Annotated in this window: 19 protein-coding genes; 3 read left to right on the top strand and 16 right to left on the bottom strand. The window is 39.5% G+C overall.

Annotated elements, in window-relative coordinates; genetic code table 11:
* Positions 1-2 precede the first annotated feature (2 nt).
* From BUW93_RS11820 to BUW93_RS11860, 9 genes are all read right to left on the bottom strand, one after another.
* Positions 3-1,811, bottom strand: a complete 1,809-nt coding sequence (locus BUW93_RS11820) for a family 43 glycosylhydrolase (protein WP_232778354.1) — start codon at positions 1,809-1,811, stop codon at positions 3-5.
* Between the two features lie 20 nt (positions 1,812-1,831).
* Positions 1,832-2,629, bottom strand: coding sequence for a carboxylesterase family protein (locus tag BUW93_RS11825; protein ID WP_081211925.1), 798 nt, complete (start codon positions 2,627-2,629; stop codon positions 1,832-1,834).
* Positions 2,630-2,683: 54 nt separating this feature from the next.
* The gene (locus BUW93_RS11830; protein ID WP_110688296.1) at positions 2,684-3,682 is read right to left on the bottom strand and encodes a metallophosphoesterase; all 999 of its coding nucleotides are present in this window, start codon (positions 3,680-3,682) and stop codon (positions 2,684-2,686) included.
* Positions 3,683-3,687: 5 nt separating this feature from the next.
* Positions 3,688-5,064 carry a glucoamylase family protein gene (locus BUW93_RS11835; protein ID WP_081211927.1) on the bottom strand — a complete coding sequence of 459 codons (1,377 nt, stop codon included), beginning with the start codon at positions 5,062-5,064 and terminating at the stop codon, positions 3,688-3,690.
* Between the two features lie 26 nt (positions 5,065-5,090).
* On the bottom strand, positions 5,091-6,428 hold the full coding sequence (locus BUW93_RS11840) for a glucoamylase family protein (RefSeq protein WP_081211929.1): 1,338 nt from the start codon (positions 6,426-6,428) through the stop codon (positions 5,091-5,093).
* 166 nt (positions 6,429-6,594) lie between these two features.
* Positions 6,595-8,325 carry a LamG-like jellyroll fold domain-containing protein gene (locus tag BUW93_RS11845; RefSeq protein WP_081211930.1) on the bottom strand — a complete coding sequence of 577 codons (1,731 nt, stop codon included), beginning with the start codon at positions 8,323-8,325 and terminating at the stop codon, positions 6,595-6,597.
* A 2-nt stretch (positions 8,326-8,327) separates the two neighbouring features.
* On the bottom strand, positions 8,328-9,893 hold the full coding sequence (locus tag BUW93_RS11850) for a RagB/SusD family nutrient uptake outer membrane protein (RefSeq protein ID WP_081211931.1): 1,566 nt from the start codon (positions 9,891-9,893) through the stop codon (positions 8,328-8,330).
* A 10-nt stretch (positions 9,894-9,903) separates the two neighbouring features.
* Positions 9,904-12,906, bottom strand: a complete 3,003-nt coding sequence (locus BUW93_RS11855; RefSeq protein WP_081211933.1) for a SusC/RagA family TonB-linked outer membrane protein — start codon at positions 12,904-12,906, stop codon at positions 9,904-9,906.
* A 213-nt stretch (positions 12,907-13,119) separates the two neighbouring features.
* Positions 13,120-15,855: a helix-turn-helix and ligand-binding sensor domain-containing protein gene (locus BUW93_RS11860; protein WP_232778355.1), complete on the bottom strand. Its 2,736-nt coding sequence runs from the start codon at positions 15,853-15,855 to the stop codon at positions 13,120-13,122.
* Between the two features lie 119 nt (positions 15,856-15,974).
* On the opposite strand from BUW93_RS11860, the gene BUW93_RS11865 reads away from it, so the two are divergent.
* The 3 genes from BUW93_RS11865 (at position 15,975) to BUW93_RS11875 (ending at position 18,463) form a co-directional block, all read left to right on the top strand.
* Positions 15,975-17,663 (top strand): sulfatase family protein, encoded by a 1,689-nt coding sequence (locus tag BUW93_RS11865; protein WP_081211935.1) that lies wholly within the window; start codon positions 15,975-15,977, stop codon positions 17,661-17,663.
* A gap of 244 nt (positions 17,664-17,907) precedes the next feature.
* Positions 17,908-18,144, top strand: coding sequence for a hypothetical protein (locus tag BUW93_RS11870; RefSeq protein ID WP_081211936.1), 237 nt, complete (start codon positions 17,908-17,910; stop codon positions 18,142-18,144).
* A 79-nt stretch (positions 18,145-18,223) separates the two neighbouring features.
* The gene (locus tag BUW93_RS11875) at positions 18,224-18,463 is read left to right on the top strand and encodes a hypothetical protein (RefSeq protein ID WP_081211937.1); all 240 of its coding nucleotides are present in this window, start codon (positions 18,224-18,226) and stop codon (positions 18,461-18,463) included.
* A 63-nt stretch (positions 18,464-18,526) separates the two neighbouring features.
* Here the strand turns inward: BUW93_RS11875 and BUW93_RS11880 are convergent, their stop codons facing one another.
* From BUW93_RS11880 to BUW93_RS11910, 7 genes are all read right to left on the bottom strand, one after another.
* On the bottom strand, positions 18,527-19,504 hold the full coding sequence (locus BUW93_RS11880) for a polyprenyl synthetase family protein (protein WP_081211938.1): 978 nt from the start codon (positions 19,502-19,504) through the stop codon (positions 18,527-18,529).
* A 58-nt stretch (positions 19,505-19,562) separates the two neighbouring features.
* On the bottom strand, positions 19,563-20,606 hold the full coding sequence (rlmN, locus tag BUW93_RS11885; RefSeq protein WP_081211939.1) for a 23S rRNA (adenine(2503)-C(2))-methyltransferase RlmN: 1,044 nt from the start codon (positions 20,604-20,606) through the stop codon (positions 19,563-19,565).
* A 122-nt stretch (positions 20,607-20,728) separates the two neighbouring features.
* Positions 20,729-21,778, bottom strand: coding sequence for a tRNA preQ1(34) S-adenosylmethionine ribosyltransferase-isomerase QueA (queA, locus tag BUW93_RS11890; protein WP_081212048.1), 1,050 nt, complete (start codon positions 21,776-21,778; stop codon positions 20,729-20,731).
* Between the two features lie 90 nt (positions 21,779-21,868).
* The gene (gene aroA / locus BUW93_RS11895; protein ID WP_081211940.1) at positions 21,869-23,092 is read right to left on the bottom strand and encodes a 3-phosphoshikimate 1-carboxyvinyltransferase; all 1,224 of its coding nucleotides are present in this window, start codon (positions 23,090-23,092) and stop codon (positions 21,869-21,871) included.
* Positions 23,093-23,104: 12 nt separating this feature from the next.
* Positions 23,105-23,371: a hypothetical protein gene (locus BUW93_RS11900; RefSeq protein WP_081211941.1), complete on the bottom strand. Its 267-nt coding sequence runs from the start codon at positions 23,369-23,371 to the stop codon at positions 23,105-23,107.
* Complete coding sequence (locus BUW93_RS11905; RefSeq protein WP_081211942.1) at positions 23,371-23,697, bottom strand: nucleotide pyrophosphohydrolase; 327 nt, start codon at positions 23,695-23,697, stop codon at positions 23,371-23,373. The genes BUW93_RS11900 and BUW93_RS11905 overlap by 1 nt, the downstream gene beginning before the upstream one ends.
* A gap of 3 nt (positions 23,698-23,700) precedes the next feature.
* Positions 23,701-25,710 carry a DUF3857 domain-containing protein gene (locus BUW93_RS11910; RefSeq protein ID WP_081211944.1) on the bottom strand — a complete coding sequence of 670 codons (2,010 nt, stop codon included), beginning with the start codon at positions 25,708-25,710 and terminating at the stop codon, positions 23,701-23,703.

Consider the following 25,710-nt stretch of genomic DNA (forward strand, 5'->3'; position numbering starts at 1 on the left):
TTTTATTCTACATATATAACTTCAGATCGCTCTGAAATCCCATTTTCATTAAAAGCTTCAATCTGAAAGTAATATTCAGTATCCCGATCCAGGTTTCGCATAAAATGTTCATTTTTATCATAAATTAACCAGGCGTGGTATAATTTATCAGGAGCAATACCCCAGCGAATATTATAGCCCTGGGCTCCCTTTACTGCTTTCCAGCTGAAAGATGCATCTCTTCGGTCTTCCTCGCGAGAAACTTCGAGGCTTTTTACCCTTGCAGGTTTCTTGCCAAAACCTTTCCCAAAAACCCTAATTTCAGATAAAGCCAGGTTATTCCCCGGAACTTCAATATTATTATAGCGCACGTATTGTGCCTTTACAGGCTGGTTAAGGGTTAAATAGGCATTCGGCGTATCTTCAAAGCTCTTACTTCTATCTACAATGGTTTTCCAGTTTTCACCATCTTCTGAAACTTCTAAGGTATACCGGTGTCGTAAACCTTCGGTACGGGTATAAATACCAGATTCCTCATCGTGAAAATTCAGTTGAAAAGCATAAATCTTTCCTGGAGAAAGCATCTCGATCTCAACCCACTGTTTATCATCGTTGGCTTGAGCAACCCAAAAAGATTTTGGACTTTCATCGGTTAATAGTTTTGAGATAATTTCACCTTCACTATTCTTTTCCAATGGCATTTCGGTAATATCAAAATCACCATCTGTGGCAGTGCTTTTTCTTACCTGCATTTTTGAAGAGGAAACCGTTGTTTTTCCTTTATAGGAAAGCAACATCCAGCCATTGTGCAGCCCTGCTTTTGTAGGATGATCTGGACCGTACAAAGGATAATCGCCATAACTTGTAATGGTATACATTAGTCCTTCGTCATCAAAATAAGTGGGAAACATAGCCAGCCTGCGTTCCCAATGAGAATTAGAAGCCAGGGCCATGGTGGCAAAATGCCAGTATTGTCCGTTGGTTTGTTGCATAGTAATTCCGTGGCCGGCACCATTGGTGAATCCGCCCGGCTTGAAACTCATGGGATTGTTTTTCATGTATTTAAAAGGACCAAGTGGCGTTTCACCTACGTAAGCGGCATCGGCATAAACATTAAATTGTGTTCCGGGTGCTGCATATTGTAAATAGTATTTTCCATCGTGCTTTGTCATTGAAGCACCTTCCATATATCCTTCCTTTAAGGTGGGATGGTAATTATTCTCCCCAAAACGTTCCCAGCCGTGTTCTTCTTCTACCAGATTAATAAGTTCCTTTTCAACTCCCGTTTCAAGAAAACGATCGTCTTTGTCGAGCATTTTAACCTTAAGTGGGTGTACATTGGAGGAACCCCAATACAAATAGGTTTTCCCGTCATCATCAATGAATAATTCGGAATCCTGAATATTATTAGAAATTGAAGCTGTTGGAGTCCATTCACCACTTTTAGGATCATCGCTGTAAAGAATGCTTCCGTAACCTGCGGGGTCACCGGCAAAATAAACTAGTGAATCCTTATAATTAAAAGCGGTTGGTGCGTTGGAACCTTCAAAAAACCATTGTTTTGGTTTTATAAATTCCCAATTGATCAAATCTTTAGAATGCCAATACCCAAAAGAACGGGTAACAAACATATAATATTCGCCCTGAAATTCAATTACGGCAGGATCGGCACCCGAACGATAGGAAATATTCTTACTGGAATTATAAACCATATAGGTATAATCAATATCCAGGGGATTGATATAGGTTTCGGGCACTACTTCCTGTGCATTTAAAATTGCACCAAAAAGTATGGCGGTAATTGTAAATAACTTCTTGAAATTTTTCATCATTTCTTTTTTATACTACTTCCTTATTCTTCTTTTTTATGAGAGAATAACCACGGCAATAAATTAGGTTCTGCAAAGGCTGAATCCCAACTATTATGATTGTCTTCCGGATATAAAGAAAGCTTGGCATTCCCACCGTAGTGATTAATAGACCGGGCCATAGCCTCAGAATATTTTGGAAGTACTACGTCATCTTTTTTTCCGTGGAAAAGCCAAATATTGAAACCTTCAGGATATTCTTTAGCTATTTCAGGATTTGCACCGCCGCAAATAGCGAAGGCTGCTGCAAACATTTCAGGCTTTTTATAGATGATCTCGAAGGTTCCCATTCCTCCCATTGATAGTCCGCCAACATAGACTCGATCTTTATTGACGTAGCTCTTTGAAGTCATTTCATCCATAAGCCCCATGACTAATTGTAGCGATTTGGTAGCAGGTTTTTCATTCATAAAGTCGAATTGAAAAGGAACCGTATCACGCTTTACCTCCACCTTTGCCCAATAGTCCTCTTTTGGTGCCTGCGGAAAAATAACTATGGCTGGAAATTCTTCCTGATTTTTCAAAAACAAATCACTACCGTGGGTTAATTGTGACTGGTTATTGTTACCTCTTTCTCCGGCACCGTGCAGAAACAAAACCACAGGATATTCCTTTTCTTCAGAAAAATTCTTCGGAAAAAGAATACGGTAATTTAGGGTATCAGAATTTTTAATAAAATGTTCTTTTTTAAAGGCTTCATTCTCCTGTGCTTCTACTGAAAGTGGCACAATGAGTAAAATAAACAGTAAAACCGCTAAGACGTTTAAAAATCGCTTTTTCATATTTTATTCATTTTTATAAACCTCACAGGCTTTTGAAATCTATGAGGTTTGGTGTTATTTAAACAATACATTTTTAAAAGTGAAATCATTTGCTTTCTCCTTTTTAAACTCGTCAAGCCAGGGCGAGTAGGTTTTCACTTCAATTCTTTGATTTTCGGGATTGACTTTAATAATTCTTAAAAAACCATTTCCACCATTTTCCGAGCCTTCCACCCCTTTTTGATAATTGGCAAGCATCTGGTAAACCTTATTCCCATTTTTACCTTCGCTTATTAAAGTTCCAACGCCAGATTTAAGAATATGCCCTGAAAACACCATTGAAATATTTTCGTGTTTTTTAATTAGTTTTTCCCAAAGTTGAGCGCCGTTATTTGGAGTTTCTTCACCGGTATCTTTACCTATTCCATAATTCTCAGGCAGCCACCAATCCTCACCATCGTGCAGTGTGCTATCTTCATAAACATAAGCGTGAGTGACAATGATGAAATTATGCTCCGGATATTTTGCGATCATTTTATCTGCCCAGGCTATTGTTTTATTACGTGGGCCAAATTCTAATGAAAGCACCATCCATTTTTGTTTGCCAATAGTAAATTCACTTAATAAATTATCTATTTTCCCTTCCGGAAACGTGGTTTTAAGATTAGCAAAATCACTAGCAGTAAAGTAGGCGTTAGCTAAAGAAGTATTCCTGGTGTCAGCAAATTTCCCGCTTTCACTTCCCATATCGTGATTTCCCAAAGCAAAAGAATAAGGTAACTTCCCCTTAATTATATGAAAGCCTTTTTTAGCAATATCCCATTCTTTCCCGTTGTTATTCTGGGTAATATCACCAACATGCAACGCGAAAGAAAATCTATCTTTATTATTTGCTAACCAACGCATTTGGTGTAGGTAGATTTCTGGATATTCTTCAACATAAGTTTGGGTATCGGGCAGCACTACAAATTCAAAAGACTTTTGTTGAGACAATGAAGAACCTGTAATCATTACTGCGACAAGTATCAAAATAAAACTCCGAATACCTTTAAAATATGTTAGCTCGTAATTCATATAAATTAATCAGCAGTATTAAACCCTAATTTTTCGAGACCGTTTTGTACTTCGGGAGCGCCCATAAATAGATCCCAAATTAACCCAGATCTGTAATTTTCTATCATCACCACTTGTGGTCCCTGGTCTATAGCCAGGTATTTTGGAGCTACCCAATCTTCACCTTCAAGGCTAAAAGCATCGTAAAAACCGGCAGGTCCCCAAAGCAATTCATTTTGATCTTCGAAGAAATAACGCATTGCATTCAATGAAAGTTCCGGCGTGTAAGGGATAGAACTAATCGCCGCAGTTGGGGAAACAACTCCCCGATCGGTATCTGGAGAATGAGCTGTGTAGCCTATACCGTCGTTTTCATTTCGGGTATAACTAGCTGTTAGTCCCCATGAATTTTCATTATAAGTTTCAAAATCATTTGGATTTTCCTGGGTATACTCATAGTTAATTCGGGTATGATTTACATTCAAATCCCAGTAATTCGCATACTTATCTTCAAGTCCTTTTGGGTTTAATCCTAAATAAGAATAATGTGCCCAAAAAAGCGGCCCGGCTTTATCACCCCGGGTGTTATGTTTTAGAATTAACGGAATTCCGTATGCTTCTTTATCGCTTACAATATCGCCGCTACGAGCCCAACCATCGTGATAAGCTTTAGCATCGATAGCGTGGTCTGGAGAAGAAGCAGCCATAACGTAAGTGATCAAACATTCGTTGTAACCTTCTATCATAAAATCCATTTCCCACTGATAATCTGGCGACCAGTGCCAGTAAAGTCCGTTTTTATTATTGGTATACCATTGCCATTCTATGCCTTTCCAAAGCTCATCGTATTTAGCAGCTACTGCTTGTTCTTCTTCGTTTCCATTTTTCAAATATTCACGAACTACAATAAAGCCCTGGGCTAAAAATGAAGTTTCCACAAGATCTCCTCCATTATCTTTATCGCTGAAAGCCTGAACTTCACCGGTTTCTCCATTTAGCCAATGGGGCCATACCCCGTGAAATCTTGGAGCATTATCTAAAAAATCAGCGATCTTATCTAAGCGGGCAACAGCCGAATCACGCTCAATCCATTTCCGTTCCATTCCGGAAACTATAGCCATAAGCCCGAATCCCGATCCTCCTGTGGTTACCACGTGGGAATCATTTTTTGGATATTCGCCATCTGGATGATAGCGTTCTCGTGCCATTCCCGAATTTGGCTCGGCATAATCCCAGAAATATTTAAGGGTTTGCTTTTGAACCGTATCTAATAACGCTTCCCTGGAAAGAGACGAGGTTTCAGTTTTTTCTAATTCCTGCTCCTCCTTATTTGATTCGTTCTTACAGCTAAAAAGCACGACACCAATAAGGAGAAAGCTTAGAATTGATTTATAGTTAGTCATTATTGTATAATTTTTAATTTTCGGAATTAATAATTAAACTCCAGTTTGTCTAAACCGGTTTGTATTTCTTCATCTTGCATAAAAAGATCCCAAAGTAAACCTGTTCGGTAGTTTTCTATCATAGTTATTATGGGTCCCTGGTCTATAGCCAGGTAACCATCGGCCACCCAGTTTTCTTCTTCAGAAAAAGCATCATAAAATCCATAAGGCCCCCATAGTTGATCTCCCATTTCTTCATAAAAATAGCGTAGGGCCTTCATAGATTCTTCCGGAGTATATGGGAAAGACGACAAAGCTGCTGTTGGCGTTATCACTCCCAAATCGTTTGCCGGACTATGCGCGGAATAACCTTCATAATTATCGCTGGCGGTAAAACCCCAACTGTTTTCTCCATAACCTTCATAATTCCGCGGATTATCTATCGCGTAATTATAATGAATTAGGCTATGGGCGGTGTTTTGCTGCCAGTAATTTGCGTATTGATCGCTCAGGTTTCGAGGATCAAGGCCTATAAAAGAATAATGGGCAAAGAATAAGGGACCGCCGTAAGATGGCCCAAGTGGTAACTCAAGTCCGTAATGTTGACGATTATTGACCATAGCGCCATTTGATGCCCAACCCTGATGATAAACTTCAGGTTCAATGGAATGAGTGGGTGATGATGCTGCTAGTACATAAACCATTAGAGATTCATTCCACCCCTGAATTTTCAAATCTTTTTGAAAATTATAGGTTGGGGACCAGTGCCAGTAAAGCACATTTTCTCCCTGGGTGTACCAATCCCATTCTACAGCTTTCCACAGTTCTGTAATTCGTTCTGAAATATTTGTTGCTTCAGAAAAATACTGTCGGTTTATAAGCAAACCCTGCATCAGGAAAGCAGTTTCTACAAGATCGCCACCATCATCCATATCTCCGAAGGGACGTGTTTGGGCTATATCGTCTAAATACCAATGGGAAAAAGCGCCGTGATAGGTAGGAATTTCTTCCAAAAAGTCAAGAATTTTTTCCAGCCTTTCAACTGCTTCAGCTCTGCTTATCCAACCACGCTCTACAGCTACCGGAAAAGCCGCGAGGCCAAAACCGGAGCCTCCAATGGTAACAATATTTCTTCCTTCACCTCCATAAGCATCATCCTGGGAGCGTTCACGCGCTAAGCCCGAATTTTCCCCGGCAAAATCCCAAAAATATTTAAAAGTAGTTTCCTGTACTTTTTCCAGTACTTCATCATCGCTAAGACTCTCCTCCCCGTCTTCATCCTTCCCTGCATCTGGATTATAAGGTTCCTGATAGCCTGGGCCAGTGTCGTTAGAACAAGCCGTAAAAATCAAAAACAATCCTAATACATACATAGTCCGAAGCATAATTTGATCTTTAAGAATTATTGAACTACCCAAAAAATTTCAGGTTAAAAAGCTAATAAAAAAGGTGTTTTAAAATCTAAGAATAGGTCTTTTCGCCAGAATAATTCTGGAGCAAGTCATTAAAAAAATCCCGGCACCGGAAAAGGATGCCGGGATTCATTTAAAATTACTGGCCGATTTCGGCCTGAATCTCTTCCTGAGTAAGCGCTTTGTTGTAAAAACGCAGCTCATCCATAGAACTCTTATCTGAAAGGTGTCCCCAACCTGTAAATCTTGGAGCACCGGACATTACAGAAAGAAGATCTGCTCCGGTCCAGGAGATAGAATTACCTCCGAGATTATTATTATTCACCGGTTTTCCATCGATGTAGACTATGGTCTCATTTTGAGCACTTGAAATGGTAAAAGCGACATGTACCCATTCTCCTTCGTAAGGCCCTATCGCTCCCCCATCGTTCCAACTTTCTCCAGCCCCTGTTCCCACATTCAACTTAAGTACAGGCACTCCATCTCTAAGTTCCCTGAAAAATCGGAGACCTGAAGTCCTTAGGTTTTGAGCATCTGGGTTCTCAGTATCTTCGGGGCTAATGGCAATTAAACCTGCATTTTCAGTGCTACCATCGAATTTATACCAGAAAGTGGCGCTAAATTCTTCGTTTTGAAGTCCTTCAGTAGGCAATGTTAAATAGGCGTTTTCGGCCCCGGCATAAGCATTCGTGCCGGCCGCCGCCTCTTCAGTTAAGCCCGGTTCACCTTCTACAACTACTTCCCTGTTGGATACCTGGTCTTTATAATCTCCCTCAAATGGCATATATAAAGTAACAGCGGCATCATCTACCATGGCGGCAATTTCTTCAGCAGATAAAGCTCTATTGAATAATCTTAATTCATCAATTAAACTGGTATCTGAATTGTGTCCCCATCCAGAAAAGTTTAATCCAGATCCAACTACTAAATCTTCAACTCCGGTCCAATCGAATTGAGCATTGGTTAGTTCAGTAGATCCTACAGCAACACCATCAAAATATATAACGGTCCCCGCTGGAGAAAAACTCAGGGCTATATGCACCCATTCGCTATTGTCCTTATGAATCAAGCCTCCGTCATTCCAAACTTCACCGTCACCGGTTCCAATGTTCAGCTTAAATCGTTGATATTCCGGATCCTGATTATCTGTCTCTCTAAACAACCTAAACCCCTGGTTACGGTCATCATCATCGGTGGCGGTTAAGATACCCGCTTTATCATTACTTGAATCCAGCTTATACCAAAATGCAGCTGTAAATTCATTACCCAATTCTTCTTGCTTAAGAGGTACTGAAACATAAGAATCATTGGCACCACTATAGGCACCTGTACCTAAATAAGCATTGGAGGTAATTCCCGGATTTCCAGTTTCTTCTCCCATGTAAATATTCACCAACTCAGTAAAATCGGCATCAAATGGCATATAGAAGAACTCCCCGGCATATCTCGGGGTATAAGGCGGCTCTTTACTAAAGTTTACAGTTTTGCTGGTGGTGTTTCCGGCAATATCTGTAGCCTTAATTGTTAAAGTGTGTTCGCCATTGGTTACCTGCTCAAAGGCAACCTGTTGCTTTACGATTCTGTAATCAAGGAAATCGTTGAAACTTGCGATCTGATTTCCGTTCACCAATACTTCAATATTATCTACTTCAATATCGTCTTTTACTTCGAAACGGATATCAATTGCAGCTACCGGTTCAGGAACCTGAATGGTAGTTCCTTCATTGGGATACTGAATATTAATTTCTGGTGCTCCCGCATCAGGTCCCGGATCTACCTGTGTAAGTGGATCTATATTATCATAATCACAGGAAGCAAAACCAATAACGAGGAGCAAAAGTCCTATTGAAGATTTTATATAATTTTTCATACCTATTTGTTTTGCTGGTTTAATATTGAATTCATCATGGCATTTGCTTCAAGAGGCAATGCATCTACCTGCGCCTGAGGATAAGGCAAATATTCCTTATCGGCCGAAAAGTTTCTTCCGCCATAACTTAGTTCTTCGTACTTATCATTGCGAATCATATCAAAATATCTAATCCCCCATTCCATAGCAAATTCAGCAAATTTCTCCTCTAAAACCTGTTCATGGGTTACCCCGCTTAGATCGCCTAAACCTGCGCGATCTCTAACTAAATTTACGGCCTGATCGGCTGAAATGCTGTTTCCATTAGCTCCCAGAGTTAATGCTTCAGCATACATAAGAAGAATTTCAGAATAGCGAATTACGATCAAATTTTTTCCAGCACTATAATCATTTCTACCATCGGTTAATTGTTCAGACGGTAAATAATGCTTCCCGCTGGAAAAAAGGGCTCTTTCAAAATCGTTGATCACATCACCTGAAGGAGTAGTATTGTTTACAAAATCAGGAAGATCGGTATACCCATCGGCTTCCAGTTCAGCAATACCACGATCGGTGAACAAGACACTGGTTTGCAATCTCACCTCTTCGTCCCGATCCAACATAAATTCAATAAACTTAAGACTAGGCTCATAGAAGCCCCAACCACTTTGGGCATTTTCCCTTTTCGGAGTCCAGTTTTGTGGTCCAAATGGTGCATATAAATGATAGAGGGCATCTCCTGATGGCGTTCCATAATCTGAATATTGCAATTCCAATAAGCTTTCATTGCTTAACTCACCAGGCTTTTTGAAAAGCTGGTAAAAATCCGGATAAAGCTCAAATTTTCCGGAGCTGATTATCGCTCCGGCAGCATCTGCCACTTCCTGATGATTTCCCAGTTCCTGATGAGCGAGAGCTTTCAATGCATAAGCAGTATATTTGGTTACCCCACCTTGTATATCGGTTCGTTCATTAGGCCTGGCATCTGGCAGTTCCTGGATAGCCATATCCATCTGATCTGAAATAAATTGCATTACATTGGCTTTTGATGAAACCCCTTGTTGCAATTCTTCCTCAGGCTGGTTGGAAGTAATAATGAATACATCTTCCCATACCCTGGCCAGATTAAAATGAAGCCAGGCTCTCATCACCATAATTTCCGCGATATATTGGTCGGCTCTGGCTGCATCTTCTTCATTGGCAAATTCCCTGAAGTTTTCAAGCTGTAAAATGGCGGTATTCATATTGATAATATCATTGTAATGCACATTCCACAGGGAATTATACATCCAGTAATCCTTGCTATATATGTACATATCAGTATCAGCAAAGGGTTGCTGGTCGCCTAAGCCGCCGGCATTCACATCGTCTCCCCTAACTCCCAGTAAGAGCGGTTCTTCCCAACCACGGGTAGCCAACTCATGGTAGGCACCAATTAAGGGTTGAATCATATTACTGGCATCGGTATAATCAAGATCGCCGGTATTTAATTGCCCTTCCCGCACATCCAGCTTATCGTGACACGAGCTTAGACCCACTCCCATAACAAGGAACAGGATCAAAATTTTTGTTGAACTATATATCTTCATAATAATCTTTTTAGAATTTTAAATTAACTCCCAACGTATAAATTGCCGGAACCGGATAAGTTTGTCTATCGACTCCGTTAGGAACTTCAGGATTAAATCCGTTATAGTCAAATACCGAAAGTGGTTTTTCCGCAGTAAAATAAATTCTGGTTTGCGGTAAACCTTCGGCTTCTATATTATATGCTACCTGCACATTCTGAATACGGAAGAAGTCTCCATCCTCCACCCAGAAATCGCTTAATCGCTGATTCCAAGCCTTGCGAAGGCCTGCCGATGATGGATAACTATTACTGGTCCCTTCTCCGTGCCATCTGTTAATAGCGAGATCAGCATCCATATTGGTATCCTGGGTGAAAATAATTTCTCCCCTTTTTCGGTTAAGAATCTTGTTTCCGGTTTGCGCGTAGACATCCATAGAGAATTCGAAGGCCTTATAGTTAACACCAATACTACCTCCAAAGGTATACTTTGGAAGAAATGACCCCAGGATTACACGGTCGGCATCATCTATTACTCCATCCCCGTTCTGGTCACGGTAAATTAAATCTCCGGGAACAAGGCCGTTTTCAACTGCAATTGGATCTGAATCTATTTGTTGCTGATTTTGGTAAACTCCAATTCTTTCATATCCGTAAAAACCTAAAAGAGGGCCACCAAGCTCAGTTCGCTGTCTGAATTCAGCCGAACCGGAATCTATATATCCTCTTTCATCTTCAATTTCTATCGCTTCATTTTTAAGGCTTGTGAAGTTGGCTCCAATTCTGAAACTAAAATCATCAGAAACCTGTTGGCTCCAGTTAGCACTTAATTCCAGGCCTTCATTTCGAATAACTCCTGAGTTTCGATCTACACTTCGGTTTACAATAGGAATATAAACCGGTAAAATGGCATCCTGAGTATCACGAATGTAATAATCGGCATCTATGGATAACCTGCTGTCAAAAGTTTGCAGGTTTAAACCAAAGTTCTTTTCTTCGATCACCTCCCAGGTATTATTGGAGAATACACTCGTAGAAGTAAGCCCTGTTCGCGGCTGGTCTCCAATAGGAGTGGTAATCACTTCAATGGTATTCGATCCTGCACTGGCATCTACATTATCATTTCCTAACTTCCCCCAACTGGCTCTGAATTTAAGAAAATCAAACACCTCATTATCGGCAAGAAAATCTTCATCAGAAGCAACCCAGCCAAGACCTACAGAAGGGAAGTATCCCCAGGGATCTAAGGTGAATTTTGAAGAACCATCGGCCCTAAGGGTTGCGTATAATAGGTACTTATCTTTGTAATCATAGGCTACCCGCCCAAAGTAGGATACTCCATAAAACCTGGTACCTAATTCTTCTACATTATTGCTGAAGGAATCCTGATCTGCAAAATCAAGGTACCAGCTTGTTTCAAGACCAATGCCCGCGATATCATAACCTGTAGCTTCGAATCTATTACTGGCTTCATCTCTAAAGGAGGTACCCAACATTACCGTGAGGTCGTGATCTCCAAAGTTGTCATTATAGGTAAGCACATTATCCCAATACTGATTGGAAAAGTTATTATTTTCTCTTTTAATACTGGATCTTCTTTCAAAATTATTTCCTAAGGTATAGGGTAAGTTCACTTCCCTGTTTTCTAAACTGGAATAATCGTGACTGTAAGTTGTTTTAAAATCCAGTTTATCTTCTATTAGCTCATACTGTAGAAACATAGTAGTGAGCAACTTTCTTATCTTAAGCCTGTTTTGATTATAGGCAAGATCCTGAAAAGGGTTTTGGGTTCCTCTGTACCCAAGATTTTGTGCATTTGAATATTGAATTGGCCCGGCCTCTGTGTTGAGTTCATCGATCACAGGCATAACTGGTACGGCGAAATAAGCCCTGAACCAGGCTCCGTTTTCAGGAGCGTATTTCGTGGCATTACTAAATATAGTATTAACCCCGGCTTTAAAGCGATCGCTGATATCGACATCTACTTTAGACCGTATATTAAATCGTTCGTAATCGTTTTTCATATCCAGGATACCTTCCTGACCTGTATAGTTGGCCCCAACGGCATAAGCCACTTTTTCGCCCCCGCCGGAAGCAGAGATACTATGGTTTTGAATGAGGCCTTCCCTAAGAATTTCCTTATACCAGTCGGTATTAACGGCTGGCACATTAGGATTTATCCGGCTTCGTCCATATCGCTGAATCGCATTCTCAATAAAATTAACATCGGCTTGAGAACCCGATTCCAAAGCCATGGTATAAAATTGTTCGGTATTGGCTAGTTTTACCACATTCTGTGCCCGTTGTATCCCGGTATAGCCATCATATTCAAATTGAACTTTCTGGTTTTTTCTCCCTGATTTAGTTTCAATAATCACTACTCCATTGGCAGCTCTTACTCCATAAATTGCAGAGGAAGAAGCATCCTTTAATATGTTAACAGATTTGATGTCCTTTGTATTCAAAAAATCTATATTATCATACAAAGCCCCATCTACTACATATAAAACGTTGGTTGCGTCTCCAAAGGTCCCAACCCCCCTAATCCTAACAGTAGGAGATTCGCCAGGTGAACCGGAGTTTACAATTTGCACCCCTGAAACTTTCCCCTGTAACGACTGCATCACATTAGCAGTGGGCGTTTTTTCAATTTCCTCCGCATCAATATTAGCAATTGAGCCGGTGAGATCTCGCTTTTTCTGGCTACCATAACCCACTATAAGGACCTCTTCCAACTGCCCGGCATCTTCCTCCAGAGTAACATTATATTGGTCTTGAGAAGAAATCGTTATTTCCTGAGGTTTAAACCCTAAAAAGGTAACCCTGAAAACATCACCTTCTTCCACATCCTCCAATGTGAAATTTCCATCAAAATCGGTTATAGAAAAAATATTCTTGCCGATTACCTTAACCTCGGCCCCCGGTAGGGGCATTTCACTAGGGTCGACAATGACCCCACTAATTGTTTTAGTATCCTGGGCATACCCTGCAAGGGTAAAAAAGGAGACTAAAAGAGAAAATAATTTAAATTTCATACGCTCGGTTTTTAACTGAATTTTACAGAAAGATACGTTCTTAGGTTATCTTCACGCAAACGATATAGTACATTACCACTACATCATAAAATTTTTACAGCTAAAATACTGATTTTAAGCTTTTTAAATGCGTTATGAAGTAAAAAATTAAAGAAATTTTAAGTAGATGATGTAGTAATGATGTAGTTGATTTATCGTACTTTTCCGAGAATATTAGAAATTTTTAATAAGGAAATTTGTTAAATTTTCTTTCTTATCCAGTCCCATTTTTTTTCGTAATCTGTATCGATGTACCTCTACTCCCCGCACCGAGATCCCCATTAAAGGAGCTATTTCTTTTGAAGTTAAATTCATTTTCAAATAAGAACAGAGCTTGAGATCTTTATTGGTGAGTTGCGGGTATGTTTCCAAAAGATCTTTGAAAAAATCTTCGTGAACCTCGTTAAAATTAGTTTCAAAAACCTGCCATTCATCCTTGTTCTTAATGGCCCTATTAATTTTATTCATAATATGCTTCAACCTGAATTGGTTGGAAAATTTACTTTTATCTTTATTCAGCTCCCCCTGGATCTCCATCAACACCTCATTCTTTTTAGCGGCCACCATTGTAGTATTTGCCAGCTCTTTTCTTTTTAAGGTAATCTCATTCATTAGACGCTCCTTCTCAAGCTGATTTAGCCGTTCTTTATGTTCTTTCTCAAATTTTTGTTCAAGTAAAAGATGTTGTTTTTTAAGTTTAAGTTGATTAAACCAATAAATGAGACCTATAAAGGCAAGAAACAGAAGCATATAAACAAATTTCATTAGGCCCGAGAGATACCAGGGTGGATTAACCCGAAAGGCGAACGAACTTCTAGCCGGAGTGCCTTTTTGCTGACTAACTGCAAAAAGATTTAATTCATAATCTCCATGCCTTAAATTCTGAAAGTTTAAATGACCGTTTTGCACCTTTCCCCGTAGGGTATCTTCTCCTATTAGTTCATAATTCATCCCGGCAGCATCACTTACAGGCAAAGCGGTTTGCACCAGGATATCTCTGGCTTTATTGTAGGGTACAACGGGCATTTGAGAGAGATCATATCGTTTTTCTATGTCAGAGAAGCCGCGAATAATAGGTTCACTAAGTCTTTCGTTTTGTCTGCTCCTTATCAATTCCTGAAGATTGATCCTTGCAAAACCATCATTTAAAGCCACATAATAAATCGAGTCATTCGTCTTAATTAGTTTTTCATATTTCTTCACAAGCCTCTCCCTAATTTTAGGAAAAGCCACTCTAACCTGATCATCTTTTAAATCGGTGAAGACCAAAGAGTTTTTCTGGGTATCGGTAAACCAGTACCCCATACTATCATAATAAAGCAACTTATGATTATTAAAAGAAGCCAGCTCTTTAAAAACCTCAAGGCTATCCGAAAAACTATTATACCTAAACCATTTTCCTCCATTATAGACCGCAAGCTGATCATTAATGCGAGAAATATCGGCATTGTAATGACCTTTCCCGTCAACATCCTTAAGTTTATCAACCGAAAGTGCACTGGTTAAATCATCATTCAATACAATTTTGTAAATTCCTTCGTAGGGATGGGAAGCCAAAAAAAATGACGGGTTTTGATATAAAAGTTCGCGTATAGGAAAATTAATTCCTTCTACGGTTTGAGCCAGTCCATTTTCATTTACCTGTGTTAATCCTGTATATGTTGCAATTAATTTACTGTTCTGTGCATTGGGCACATTCAGAATTTGAAAACTCCCGGTACGTTCCTCTACAGGTTCAAAGGTGTTCTTTTCTATTTTATAGGTTCCTGTATTATGATTGGCATAAAGTTCATTATTAAGAACTTCAAGATTCCAGGTATGCCCCTCGGAACCGTCTATTAGCTCTTGTTCATCCCCAACAAAACGATAAACACCAGTATTACTGCCAAGGTATAAGTGTTCATTGAAAAAAGTCAGATCGTATACTGCTCCCAATTCGCCGGTCTCATCTGTAAAATATTCTATTGGGGAATTTAGATTAATCATATCCACGCCGTTATCGAGACTCAACCAGATATTACCGTTATTTTCCACCATCCGCAAAATCGTATTGTTTTGCAAGCCATTATGCCTATTGTAAATACTATAGTTAGCTTCAGTTATATTGTAATGAATTATCCCATTTTTCACAGTCCCCAGTACAATCTCATTCTCATTTAACGCCAGAATGTGATTTAGTTCGAAACGTCGTAAATCAGCATTCAAAAAATCATCATTAAACAGGCTGCACTTCCCATCTTTGAATTCGTACAAAGCATCTCTTGTACCTATTAGCAGTTTCTCGCCCTTCACCTCAATATCAATGATAGTTTCACCTTCAAGCACATCCTGATTAGGCAAAGCTTCCATATCTCCATTCTCGTCCAGATAATAAAGTCCGGAATTAACAACAGCGATTAGCAGGCGGTTCTTAAAAACCGTCATTTTATTGGTGACTTCATTGGTAACCAGGGTGATTTTATCATTTTCATATTTATAAATAGCACCAAAAGATCTGAAGTAAATAGCATTTTTATAAGAGAGTATTTCCCAAAACTCATCGCTATGTAGCTCCTCTTCATCCATGAGAGACATTAAAGAATTATACCTTAAACTCCCCGTGTTATCCCGGGACCAATACCCAAACTCCTTATAGGAGCCGGTATAGATCCTGTCATTATGAGTATACACCGATCGAATTATCGAACCTGTCTTAAGGCTATGAAGTTTCCAGCGTTGCCCGTCATAGCTTAACAAGCCCTGATTATTGGCCACATAAATAATTCCCTGGTGATCTATATCTATATCCCAGTTCTGGCTGGCAGCTTCATAATCTCGAGAAGAATAGTTTTGTATAGGTGGAGTAAGTTTTTGGGGAAATGCCGATACAGTGATCAAAACCGTGATTACCAGACTATTTACTATCTTCATTTTCATCGATTTAAAACTTTTTGTGCAGTTTTTGTTGTAGTATTAATTTCATCAAAAATACAAGCTTTTTGTATTTTTGATGAAATTTGAAAAGAAAATAATCAATTAAACTTCGTCTAATGCTCAAACAACATTCATTTTTGAAATTTCTGGGAGCCTTTATTTTTATAAGCTTATTCTCTTCTTGCAAGCAAAAGGAAGCACAGCCAGAGAAGGAAAAAACTCAAAGACCTAACATAGTCTTTATTATGACTGATGATCATGCTGCCCAGGCCATAAGTGCATATGGACACCCAATCAGTAAACTGGCCCCTACTCCCAATATTGACCGAATAGCACAAAACGGAGTTAAATTCAATAATAATTTTTGCACAAATTCAATTTGTGGCCCCAGCAGGGCGGTAATCCTCACTGGAAAACATAGTCACATGAATGGTTTTAGAATGAACGGGGAGGTATTCGATGGCTCCCAAGCCACCTTACCTAAATATTTAAAAGAAGTTGGCTACCAAACCGCCCTGGTAGGAAAATGGCACCTTCACGGTTTACCCGAAGGTTTTGACCATTGGAACATCCTGGTCGATCAGGGAAATTATTACAACCCCGATTTTATAAAAGGAAAAGATACCACAAGAATTGAAGGTTATGCGACCGATATTATAACCGATATGGGGCTGGACTGGTTAAAGCAAAATGCCGATTCGGAAAAACCTTTTATGCTTATGGTTCAACATAAGGCTCCGCATAGAAACTGGATGCCAGCTCCGAGACACCTTAATTTATACGACAGCATAAAATTCCCTTTACCCGAAACCTATTTTTCTGATCATGAGAACCAGTTAGCAGCTCAACAGCAACTTCAAACCATTTATGAAGATATGTATAAAGGCCATGACCTCAAATTAACTGTGGCCAAAGGTAGTGACTCTCTGGCCCATAATCCCTGGACTACCGATTTTGAAAGAATGACCACTGCGCAACGAAATACCTGGAACGAGGCTTACCGGCCAAAAAATGATGCCTTTCACGAAGCTAACCTAAGTGGCAAAGAATTGGCAGAATGGAAAGGCCAGCGGTATTTGCGGGATTACCTGGCTACGGTAGCTTCCGTAGACGAAGGTGTTGGGCAAATACTGGATTACCTGGAGGAAACCGGGCTTGATGAAAACACAATAGTAATTTACACTACAGATCAGGGATTCTATTTAGGTGAAAAAGGTTTTTTCGATAAAAGGTTTATGTACGAAGAATCTCTTGCTATGCCCATGCTTATGCAATTTCCGAAAGAAATTAAATCAGGCACCGAAATCAATGCACTCACTCAAAACCTCGACTTCGCTCCTACCTTCCTGGATTTTGCCGGAGCCGAAATCCCTCAGGACATGCAGGGAAGATCCCTAAAGCCGCTGGTAAATCAAACCACCAGCGATCAGGATTTTAGAAATGCTATTTACTATCACTACTACGATTTCCCCGCATTTCATATGGTAAAAAGACATTATGGAGTAAGAACCCATCGCTATAAGCTCATACATTTCTATGATGATATAGATTTTTGGGAGATGTACGATTTAAAGGAAGACCCGCTGGAGGAAAATAATATTTACAAGCATCCTGATTATGTTGATATTCGGGAGCAAATGCATGCTAAACTCGATAGCCTTCAGGAAGAATATGAGGTAACAGAAGCAGAATTTGAACAAACTCCACAGAAGCGGGTAAAACAGGCCTACCGAAATTTTGCCAGGTTAGCCGGGGAGGACCCTGATACCTATCCGGATAAAAAATCTACCAAAATCGAAAAATAAATATTAAGGGAACAAGACCTTAAGGCGGTGGTTCCTTTTAACGTAACTAATACTACAGGAAAAAATATTAAACTCCAGTAAGAGCACTAATGAGAAGATTATTGGTGACAGCCTAAGAACCTGTATAATTAAACCTGAAGCACGGTGCCGTCAGTAAATTGAAATATTTGAATGAAAAGAATCCATTGATAAATTAAAAATTAGTTTAAATTTGTGTCTTCAACTAATTAAACATTATCTAAAAATGAAAAAATTATTCTTATTATTTGCTGTTGCAACAATGTCTCTTTCTATCTACTCTTGTAGAGAGACTACCGAAGAAAAAACAGAAGACGCTTTAGAGTCTGCTGGTGAAGACATGGAAAACGCAGCTGAGGAAGCCGGAAACGAAATGGAAGAAGCCGGAAACGAAATTGAAGCTGAAGCAGAAAATGCTGAAGAAGAAATGGAAGAAGAAATGAACGAAGACGATAATATGTAATCGTTCTTTTCAAAGAAATTTCGAAAGCCGCTTTCTTCCCAGAAAGTGGCTTTTTTTAATTAAACCTAAACTTAAAGATATGAAGAAATTAATTTTATTTTTAGCAGCCATCCTGGCCCTATCATTAAATTCCTGTAGAGAAACTACCGAAGAAAAAACCGAGGAAGCTATTGAAGCCATTGGGGAAGATATTGAAGACAATACTAAAAAGGCCGGAGAAAAAATTGAAGAAGGTGCAGACAAGGTTAAAGAGGAAATCGATGAAGAAATTCACGAAACCGATGATATAAATGATGAAGAGATAAACGACGAATTTTAAGCTTGCAAGATTTCTAAAATAACAAACAATCCGCGTCAATCCAGAAATCGCGCGGATTGTTGTTTATTTTTTTCGTTCAATAACATAATTCACCATTAATTCCAGCGAATTTTTATAAGTCGACTCGGGGTAATCTTCCAGAATAAGAAGAGCCTCCCGTTGGAATTCCATCATTTTGTTCTCAGCATAATCAAGCCCTCCTTTCATTTTCACGAAGTCAATCACCTCTTTGACCCGCTTTTTATCCTTATTGTGATTCTTAACCGAATTTATTAGCCAGGATTTTTCTTTTTTCGCTGAATTATTCAGGGCATAGATTAGCGGAAGTGTCATTTTCTGTTCTTTGATATCTATTCCGGTAGGTTTACCAATTTTATCATCACCATAGTCGAAAAGATCATCTTTTATCTGAAAAGCCATCCCTATAAGTTCTCCAAATCTCCTCATTTTAGCAATTTCGTTGGATTCGGGTTTTACCGAGGCCGCTCCCAGGCTACAACACGCAGCGATTAAAGTAGCAGTTTTTTGACGAATAATATCATAATAAACCGCTTCGGTGATATCAAGACGACGTGCTTTTTCTATTTGCAGCAGCTCTCCTTCGCTCATCTCCCTAACAGCAACGGAAATTATCTTGAGAAGATCAAAATCATTATTATCAATAGATAAAAGCAAACCTTTAGAAAGCAGATAATCCCCAACCAAAACGGCGATCTTATTTTTCCACAAGGCATTAATGCTAAAAAAACCGCGACGGCGGTTAGAGTCATCCACCACATCATCATGCACCAGGGTTGCGGTATGGATCAATTCAATAACCGAAGCCCCCCTGTAAGTCCGCTCGTTTACACTACCATCTGAAACCATTTTAGCCACCAGGAACACAAACATTGGCCGCATCTGCTTACCTTTTCGGTTTACAATATAATGGGTAATGCGATTAAGCAGTGCAACTTGAGAAGACATAGACTCGAAGAACTTCTTCTCAAAAAGTTCCATCTCCTTCTCTACAGGAAGTTTTATTTGGGAAATCACTTTCATTAAGCCACCAAAGATAAATATTTAAAGAGAATTTTCAGTAGTGACTTTGTATTTCCTATTAAGCCGATTTATTCGCCAATTGACCGCAAGCAGCATCGATATCTTTTCCTCGGGAACGGCGCACCGTTACGGTAATATTATTCCTTTCCAGCATTTGCTGATACATATCTGTAGCCTGAGATGAGGCCTGCTGGAAATTCCCATCGTCTATAGGATTATATTCTATCAAATTGACCTTGCAGGGAACATATTTACAGAATCGAACCAAGGCTTCAGCATCTCTAAGAGTATCATTAATATCCTTCCACACTATATATTCGTAAGTAATACGGCTTTTGGTTTTTGAATACCAGTATTCCAGGGCTGCTCTTAAATCATTCAAAGGAAAGGTTTCATTAAACGGCATTATTTTCGTGCGCACTTCATCTATGGCCGAATGCAGCGAAACTGCAAGTTTAATCTTCGCTTCATCATCGGCCAGCTTCCTGATCATTTTAGGCACACCAGAAGTAGAAATTGTAATGCGTTTAGGAGACATGCCCAAACCTTCCGGGGAGGTTATTTTCTCAACCGCCTTCATCACATTATTATAATTCATTAGCGGCTCCCCCATCCCCATAAAAACGATATTACTCAGAGGGCGGTCAAAATATAGTCTGCTTTCGTTATCGATTGCAACAACCTGGTCATAAATCTCGTCCGGATTCAGGTTCCGCATTCTTTTTAATTTCGCAGTAGCGCAAAACTGGCAATCCAGGCTACATCCCACCTGCGAGGAAACACAGGCTGTAGTTCTTGAAGCCGTGGGAATCAATACCGATTCTACGGTTAACTGATCGTGCAGTTTTACCGCATTTTTGATCGTTCCATCGCTGCTGCGCTGCATTCGATCAACCCGAATATGATTGATTACAAAATTTTCATTCAGCATTTTACGGGTTTCCTTGGAAATGTTGGTCATGGCCTCGAAACTGTGTGCCCCTTTATTCCAAAGCCATTCATAAACCTGACTTCCGCGGAAGGACTTATCGCCTTCAGCAACAAAAAAGTCCTGCAATTGCTTCTTGGTAAGCGCCCTTATGTCTTTCTTCTTATTTTTCACGCTGCAAAAGTATGAAGAATTAAAGGATTTTATTACTATTTGATGCTTAAGTGTTTAGCCTTCTAAAAACAAAAAAAGCCACAAACTTTAAATTTGTGGCTTTAACTCTATATTTCACAATCTTAGATTATCAACATAGCATCTCCATAAGTATAGAAACGGTACTTCTCTTTTACGGCTTCTTCATAGGCTCTTTTCATGAAATCGTGTCCCGCAAATGCTGATACCATCATTAGCAAGGTTGATTTTGGCGTATGAAAATTGGTCACCATACAATTGGCAATACTAAAATCGTAAGGAGGAAAGATAAATTTATTAGTCCAGCCCCCGAATTCATTTAAAGTTTGGTTTGAAGAAACCGCACTTTCCAGAACACGCATAACCGTGGTGCCTACCGCACAAACCTTACGGTTTTCCAGCTTGGCCTTATTGATAGTCTCGGTGGCTTTTTTTGTAATAAAAGCTTCTTCACTATCCATTTTATGTTTGCTAAGGTCTTCTACCTCAACAGGACTAAAAGTTCCCAAACCAACGTGAAGGGTAACTTCGGCAAAGTCTATCCCTTTTATTTCCAATCGTTTCAACAAATGTTTGGAAAAATGCAATCCCGCAGTGGGAGCAGCAACAGCGCCTTCTTCTTTAGCATAAATCGTTTGATAACGCTCCGAGTCTTCTGGCTGCACATCTCTCTTAATATATTTTGGAAGTGGAGTTTCCCCAAGTTCCTGAAGTTTCTTTCTGAAATCTTCGTAAGAACCATCATATAAAAATCTAAGGGTTCTCCCACGAGAGGTTGTATTATCAATAACTTCAGCTACCAGACTCTCATCTTCGCCGAAGTAAAGTTTATTCCCGATTCTTATTTTTCTTGCAGGATCTACCAACACATCCCAAAGTTTAGTTTCAGGATTTAGTTCCCTGAGCAAAAAAACTTCAATTCTTGCACCGGTTTTTTCCTTATTCCCGTAGAGACGGGCCGGAAAAACCTTAGTGTTATTGAGTACCATAACATCTTCGGGTTCAAAATAATCGAGGATGTCTTTAAATTGTTTATGCTCAATAGTTTGTTCTTTCCTGTTAAGAACCATTAGTCTCGCTTCGTCCCTGTTCTCGGCAGGGTACTCAGCCAATAGTTCCGGTGGAAGATCAAAATTGAAGTGTGAAAGTTTCATTCCCATAAGTGTGCTTTTAAAAGCTGCAAATATACAATCTCAAAACAGGCGTTGTCAAGTAAATAGCAGTTTATTTGCCAAAGGCCTTGTTCAGCCCCTGTCTACGTTAAAGCCCAGCTTTTCCATATCCTTCCAGAAATCGGGATATGACTTGGAAACCACCATAGCATCTTCAATTTCAAAGGGCACTTTAAGACCCAGCGGGGCGAAAGCCATGGCCATACGATGATCGTTGTAGGTAGCTACCGAGACTTGTTTCCTGAAATCTTTCTGCGGAATCAACTCCAGGCTATCATCTGAAATCTTTACACTACTTCCAAATTTCTCGATTTCAGTTTTTAATGCGGCGAGCCTATCGGTTTCTTTTATTTTAAGGGTATGTAAACCTTTTAAGGTACAGGGCACATTAAGGGCAAGACAGGTCACTGCTATTGTTTGCGCAATATCGGGCGAGTCTATAAGGTTTTCTGAAAGATGGCGTGGCTTCTTTTGGGAGGTTTTTTTAAGTATTATCGTATCCTTTTCGTAATGCGTTTCTACCCCAAACTGGCGGTAAATTTCAGAAATGCAGCAGTCGCCCTGCAGACTTTTTTCCCGATAGATTCCCAATCTTATATTTGCAGTTTCACTAATTGCCGCAAGGCTGTAGAAATAAGAAGCTGAACTCCAATCTGATTCTACAGCGATGGTTTTACTCTCCAGGTTTTTAGCAGGTTCAATTATTATCTTTCTCCCTGTAAACTCTCCCTCTATCCCCGCATTTTTCATCATCCCGAGGGTCATTTTGATGTATGGCGCTGAAGTCACCTGGCCAATTAGACTTATTTGCAGTCCGTTAGGTAAAGAAGGTGCGATAAGCATTAAAGCCGAGATGTACTGGCTGCTTATATTAGCCTGGACTTTTACTTCATTTACGTCAAGGCGTTTCCCTTTAATCCGTAAGGGAGGATAACCTTCTTTCTTTTCATAACTAATATCGGCACCCAGAGTTGTTAGGGCTTCTACCAATAATTTCACGGGGCGTTCCTGCATGCGCTGGCTTCCCGTTAAAACCACTTCTCTGCCCTCTCGGGTAGCAAAATAAGCTGCCAGGAACCGCATTGCGGTACCCGCATGATGAATATCTATAAGCCCTTCGTCAGAAGCCAAAGCTTTCTTGAGATACTGGGTGTCATCACTATTAGATAAATTCTCAACCTTTAGGGCGGGATATAGAGCCTGAAGAATAAGAAGACGGTTCGATTCACTTTTTGAACCGGTAATTTTAAGGTCTCCCGAGAGTTGCTTCTTGTCGTTAAAAAGTTTGATTTTCATCTCCTCCTAATATTACTTATTCCTGGTATTTTCCTTTTCTTTCATCTTAAACTGTCCGAAAGCGATGATAAACCCGTAAGCAAGAGCCGCGACAAATTGCCCGAGGATAAACCTAAATAGTTTCCCGTCTTCGGTACGTTCATTGAAAAAGGCGGCTATTTCAATTCCTCCATATTCAAACAACATACTCACAAAATTATAAATTACAAGAAAGGAAACTCCCAGCAATATTACCGATTTCCAGAAACTTTTCTGAGATACTATACTCTTAAAAGACATTATTGAAGTTTTTTATTATTCTTATGCCGGTCTTTATCTCTTTTTGTTTTAATGTCCAGCTTTTTATCGAAAGCCTCCTGCAAATTAATCCCGGTTTGATTAGCAAGACACAGCACCACGAACATCACGTCTGCCAACTCCTCTCCCAGGTCTTTTGCTTTGTCACTTTCCTTTTCGCTTTGTTCCCCATAACGACGAGCAATTATTCGGGCTACTTCTCCTACCTCTTCAGTGAGTTGAGCCATATTGGTAAGCTCATTAAAATAACGAACCCCATGTTCCTTTATCCAATCGTCTACCGCTTCTTGAGCGTTTTCTATATTCATTCCTTAAACTTTAGTGAGCACAATGGCTTCGGTCTGTTTCTCCACCATTTGTGCAAAAAATTCCTTCAACATTTCATATTCGGCCGAAGTATACACAATATTATTCAGATCCATTATGGTTTCTATCCTTAAAAAATTACCCGCAAGGCTGGTTTTAAAGATAAATTGTCCTGCACCCTCGCCTAAAATACTCTCAAAATCTTCTGGAATTGAGCTTACTTCATAACCCTTTGGAATCATAAGATTTACAGTATTTTTTTCCACACTGGGAAAATCAAAGATCACCGGGTAATTTCTCTCATTTTCCTTGAAGGGATTTTCAGCCAGTCCTGCGAACATTAAAGGTTTTAAATAAATATTACCATTTATAACCTCTATCCCATTTTCAAGATTAAATTCATAGGTCTGCCGCAGATTTTCACCTTTATCTTCACGATTATGAATCTCCAGGTTCGAAATTACAATATTACCTTTATCTTTTTCCAGAATTTCCACATAATTATCCTTACTGGTCTTCCCATGTTTATCTCTGAAAGCTTTAGCATGTAAACCATAATAAGAATTCAAAACGCGGCCGTGAATACTAAAATCATCCTGGACCTGGAAATCCAAACGATTGGCATTAACAGATTTGACCTGTGGTAAAAGAGCTAACCAGCCCGAACTGCCATCCTCCCTTATTAATCTACCCTGCCAGTTCCTTGCTCTCTTGGGCAATTCTCCTAACCCTGCATTTTGATCGGTTGCATCCAGTAATACCACCCCATTGGGTAATTCCAGTCCTGCGACCACATAGTTAAAACCTTCGCGAGTAGGATATAGAGGAATACCATGAGAACGGGTACTCACCAAAACCGGATTGGCTTTAAAACCGGCATATCTAAGCATACTAATCAACATAAGGTTGATATCCCCGGTGTTGCCCAGTCCTTCCTTGTAAGCTTTACGTGTTCCCGTTTCGGCCTGAAATCCTACATAATCATTCCACTTAATTTTATCCCGCACAAAATTGTAGATAAGATCAACTTTGTCTTCCTTTTTTTTCCCCTCCAGAAGTGCATCAAGATCCTCTTCATAATAATTGGTGATTCCTATTTCCTTTTTTAGATCAGAATCATCGAAGATGCTTTTAGCTACCCCTTCCCAGGATTGAGAGTAATTTTCGATCGGGGAGTCGGGGTATTTGGTATATTGCAGCTCCAGCCTTAAGTAAGCAGCATAATTTTTTAGGTAATCTACATAATTCTCGTCTTTTAAAGGAGGAATAGCCTCCTGCTCAATACTGTATTCATTAAGTAAATATTGTATTTTTTTTCTTTCAAATTTGGTACTCCCTGTTAATGACCGGGGTCTATTTGCTTGCGTATAATTATAATTGAAACTACCCTGGCTTTGCTCTATTGGGAAGATAAGCGGAGACCTGGGATTATAATGAACCTTAAACCCAAAAAATTCCGGAATTTTCAAACTTACTTCCAACTTATCAATTGGTATCATATCCTGAAGCGGCACCGCATCTATTGAGGTGATAAAAGGCGATCGGATAGTATATTCTAATTCTATAACACTTCCCTCAGTAACCGCCGGCATAGTAAATTTGGTAGTTTTACGATACCTGGAAGTTTCCTCTTCAAAAATGTCTCTCCTGTTTAGTTTCTCTTCCTGTAATTTTCCATCAACCAGGTTATAGGTATAGGCCTTAATGGAGCTTACTTTTTCTTCGGTTGATGAGTTTTTATAAACCTTTATTTCTTTATTAGCCCAATCAAAACCCTCTTTGTTATATATTTTTATACGTTCGTGTATCTGGGTTATTAATGTTAAACCGGTTTGTTTATGTAATTCATAAAACACCTCCTGTTTTCTGTATAGCACTGCTGCATTGGCCTCTTTATGCGTAGGGTGCTCCGTTTGAGCCACCTCTTCTTCAGAAACCTTTCCGAATTTATAATTCTGAGCATTTATGGGAAAGCCCAGCAAAAGGATTAGAATAAATAAAACTGAATTTTTCAT

This window comes from Salegentibacter sediminis, assembly GCF_002078605.1.
Taxonomy (GTDB): domain Bacteria; phylum Bacteroidota; class Bacteroidia; order Flavobacteriales; family Flavobacteriaceae; genus Salegentibacter; species Salegentibacter sediminis.

Excerpts from the sequence above, each read along its gene's own strand:
- BUW93_RS11820 (WP_232778354.1), bottom strand. The coding sequence starts at position 1,811 with ATGATGAAAAATTTCAAGAAGTTATTTACAATTACCGCCATACTTTTT.
- BUW93_RS11825 (WP_081211925.1), bottom strand. The coding sequence starts at position 2,629 with ATGAAAAAGCGATTTTTAAACGTCTTAGCGGTTTTACTGTTTATTTTA.
- BUW93_RS11830 (WP_110688296.1), bottom strand. The coding sequence starts at position 3,682 with ATGAATTACGAGCTAACATATTTTAAAGGTATTCGGAGTTTTATTTTG.
- BUW93_RS11835 (WP_081211927.1), bottom strand. The coding sequence starts at position 5,064 with ATGACTAACTATAAATCAATTCTAAGCTTTCTCCTTATTGGTGTCGTG.
- BUW93_RS11840 (WP_081211929.1), bottom strand. The coding sequence starts at position 6,428 with ATGCTTCGGACTATGTATGTATTAGGATTGTTTTTGATTTTTACGGCT.
- BUW93_RS11845 (WP_081211930.1), bottom strand. The coding sequence starts at position 8,325 with ATGAAAAATTATATAAAATCTTCAATAGGACTTTTGCTCCTCGTTATT.
- BUW93_RS11850 (WP_081211931.1), bottom strand. The coding sequence starts at position 9,893 with ATGAAGATATATAGTTCAACAAAAATTTTGATCCTGTTCCTTGTTATG.
- BUW93_RS11855 (WP_081211933.1), bottom strand. The coding sequence starts at position 12,906 with ATGAAATTTAAATTATTTTCTCTTTTAGTCTCCTTTTTTACCCTTGCA.
- BUW93_RS11860 (WP_232778355.1), bottom strand. The coding sequence starts at position 15,855 with ATGAAGATAGTAAATAGTCTGGTAATCACGGTTTTGATCACTGTATCG.
- BUW93_RS11865 (WP_081211935.1), top strand. The coding sequence starts at position 15,975 with ATGCTCAAACAACATTCATTTTTGAAATTTCTGGGAGCCTTTATTTTT.
- BUW93_RS11870 (WP_081211936.1), top strand. The coding sequence starts at position 17,908 with ATGAAAAAATTATTCTTATTATTTGCTGTTGCAACAATGTCTCTTTCT.
- BUW93_RS11875 (WP_081211937.1), top strand. The coding sequence starts at position 18,224 with ATGAAGAAATTAATTTTATTTTTAGCAGCCATCCTGGCCCTATCATTA.
- BUW93_RS11880 (WP_081211938.1), bottom strand. The coding sequence starts at position 19,504 with ATGAAAGTGATTTCCCAAATAAAACTTCCTGTAGAGAAGGAGATGGAA.
- queA (WP_081212048.1), bottom strand. The coding sequence starts at position 21,778 with ATGAAACTTTCACACTTCAATTTTGATCTTCCACCGGAACTATTGGCT.
- aroA (WP_081211940.1), bottom strand. The coding sequence starts at position 23,092 with ATGAAAATCAAACTTTTTAACGACAAGAAGCAACTCTCGGGAGACCTT.
- BUW93_RS11900 (WP_081211941.1), bottom strand. The coding sequence starts at position 23,371 with ATGTCTTTTAAGAGTATAGTATCTCAGAAAAGTTTCTGGAAATCGGTA.
- BUW93_RS11905 (WP_081211942.1), bottom strand. The coding sequence starts at position 23,697 with ATGAATATAGAAAACGCTCAAGAAGCGGTAGACGATTGGATAAAGGAA.
- BUW93_RS11910 (WP_081211944.1), bottom strand. The coding sequence starts at position 25,710 with ATGAAAAATTCAGTTTTATTTATTCTAATCCTTTTGCTGGGCTTTCCC.